This window comes from Wenyingzhuangia sp. 2_MG-2023 (assembly GCF_030548295.1).
Taxonomy (GTDB): Bacteria; Bacteroidota; Bacteroidia; order Flavobacteriales; family Flavobacteriaceae; genus Wenyingzhuangia.
The window spans coordinates 1-2,076 of sequence record NZ_JAUOSB010000048.1 but is presented as its reverse complement, the minus strand read 5'-3'; the positions used below and the strand labels follow the sequence as shown (position 1 = coordinate 2,076).

General features: G+C 28.0%; 3 protein-coding genes. All 3 read right to left on the bottom strand.

Annotated features, from left to right (window positions below; genetic code table 11):
• Positions 1 to 211: 211 nt before the first annotated feature.
• Positions 212 to 1,201: a DUF4917 family protein gene (locus tag Q4548_RS16565; RefSeq protein WP_303457117.1), complete on the bottom strand. Its 990-nt coding sequence runs from the start codon at positions 1,199 to 1,201 to the stop codon at positions 212 to 214.
• 218 nt (positions 1,202 to 1,419) lie between these two features.
• Positions 1,420 to 1,815 carry a hypothetical protein gene (locus tag Q4548_RS16560; RefSeq protein ID WP_303457114.1) on the bottom strand — a complete coding sequence of 132 codons (396 nt, stop codon included), beginning with the start codon at positions 1,813 to 1,815 and terminating at the stop codon, positions 1,420 to 1,422.
• Between the two features lie 45 nt (positions 1,816 to 1,860).
• Entirely contained in the window at positions 1,861 to 1,992 is a 132-nt protein-coding gene (locus Q4548_RS16555) for a hypothetical protein (RefSeq protein ID WP_303457112.1), read from the bottom strand.
• Positions 1,993 to 2,076: the final 84 nt, after the last annotated feature.

The window sequence follows — 2,076 nt, the reverse complement described above, 5'->3', positions numbered from 1 at the left end:
ATTTTCAATAGAACAAATTTACTCTAAAAAGTTGATATATATGGAAACTTTTCTGTTTTTTTACATTAAAGCTAACGTTGTTGTATATGGTTTGTTGCGTGTTTCAAGCAACTAATTTAGTAAATAATTACCGACCAAGAAAGTCCGCAAGGACTTTCGTAAGTAAGCGAGAAGCCAGCAATAAATTATATACGGTGTTGCCAATAGTTTTTTATTCAAATTTAAATAACGAAGTAGAATCGTAAAATTCAACTTCTGTGTTTTTTAGGATAGATTTTATTCTATTCATTTCCGATTTTAATTCGTTCATTGTTTTGTTTTCAGATATTCTAATTGAAATAGCAACTTTGTCATAATTCTCGTCAATTGCTTTTACAATATGCAAATCTTGGTCACTTAATGATTGTCCGTAAATGACAAGATTTTTATTTTTATTTTCTTTCAGTTCTCTAAAACAATATGTCAGATAATTATTTGATTGAATACCTTTTAATTTCATTTCAGAAGTTCCTTCACTAATAAATAAAGGATAATTGTCTTTAGATATTTCTTTTGTAATTACTTCAATTAGCCAATTTTCATTACGTTTTATTTTTATTGTTTCTACAGATTTTTCAAAAACAAAAAGTGCTCCGTGTAAATAATAAATATGATTTTTCTTAAAAACATCTCCAGTTTTAAAACGCTTAAACCTTTCGTCCTCAAAGAATGGCATATAAAAATAATCTCCGAATTTTTTACTTTCTAAAATTAAATAGTAAAGAAATAAGTCATAATTTGTAGTGAAAATTTGTTCGAATTCCTTTATTTGTTCCGCTACAAGTTTAATTTGGTCTAATTTTATTTCGTCTGGTGTTGGATGAATACGATTAATCGAATCGATTAAACCTTGTTTGATTAAATCTTTATTTTTACTTATTCTTTGTTGTTCAATTTCTAATGCGCTACAAACTCTTTCTGTCGACTCTAAATGTTCTAAAATAATTTCAAAGTTTGTCGATTTAAATTCTTTGAATAGTTTTTTAGCATCTTCAGGGCAATTTTCTATATACTTTTCATATAAATTACGATAAAGTAATCTTGAACTGAAATTTAGGCTAAAACCATTTCCTAAAAGTAAAGGGCAATCTGGAAATTGAACTTTAATCCAATCCCATTGTCTTATTCCTTCTGCATTTAATTGTTCGGTTGTGAATTTCATTTCAAATTATTGGCAACGGTTGTGTATATGGCTCGTAGCGTGCAAATTAGCGATTGTTTTTCGGTTGGACACAAGCCAGATTTTTAAATTTTACTATTTATCTTCTTTTATTGGAAATCGTCAAATTTAAAAATTTGGCGACTTTCCAAATATGCCTTAACTTCGATTAAGCAACTAGCTAGATATGAGCTATATACGTTGTTGGTAATAGTTATTTTTTACCAAAATTTCCACCAAGGCTTTTTATTTTGATTAGTTTGTTCATTTTTAACTTCTACTAATTGAGTATTTTTTTCTTCTGCTACTGTTTCTTGTTTAAACGAATATCTAAAACATTTGGCTTCCAAATCGATATTATGAAAAGATTCTCCCAAAGTTTTTTCAATCAAATGGTAAATTAATTTCGATTTGTCATCTTCATTTTTTTCAAATTCAAATGGTTCACCTTCATCTTCATTCATTTCTTCAGATTCCATTATGGAACGTATAAGTTCATCATTTTTTGTATAATTAACCGTGAACATCATTGTCATTTCCGACAGAACGAAAGAGAAAGCGGTTTGATTATTTGCATAAAAATCAAATCCACCGATTTCCATAGATAATAAAACCAATGTTCCGTTTTTTGAAAAGTATACATCACAATATGTGTCTTCCTTCTAACTCTCAAGTGTTTCTTCAAAAGTTACTTCTTTTTCAAAAACTAACTTTTGTCCGATTACAGACTCAAGTTCTGCTAAATTATTTTCGTAATTTTTGTCAATTACAAGTCCTGAAATGTTTAGCCCCATAGTTTCTTGTATCGTCCTGAAATAGGTTGACCTTTTTTTGAAGTTTTAAAAGGTTAATAATTCCAGATTATTTTTATTTTTTCG

Excerpts from the sequence above, each read along its gene's own strand:
- Q4548_RS16565 (WP_303457117.1), bottom strand. The coding sequence starts at position 1,201 with ATGAAATTCACAACCGAACAATTAAATGCAGAAGGAATAAGACAATGG.
- Q4548_RS16555 (WP_303457112.1), bottom strand. The coding sequence starts at position 1,992 with ATGGGGCTAAACATTTCAGGACTTGTAATTGACAAAAATTACGAAAAT.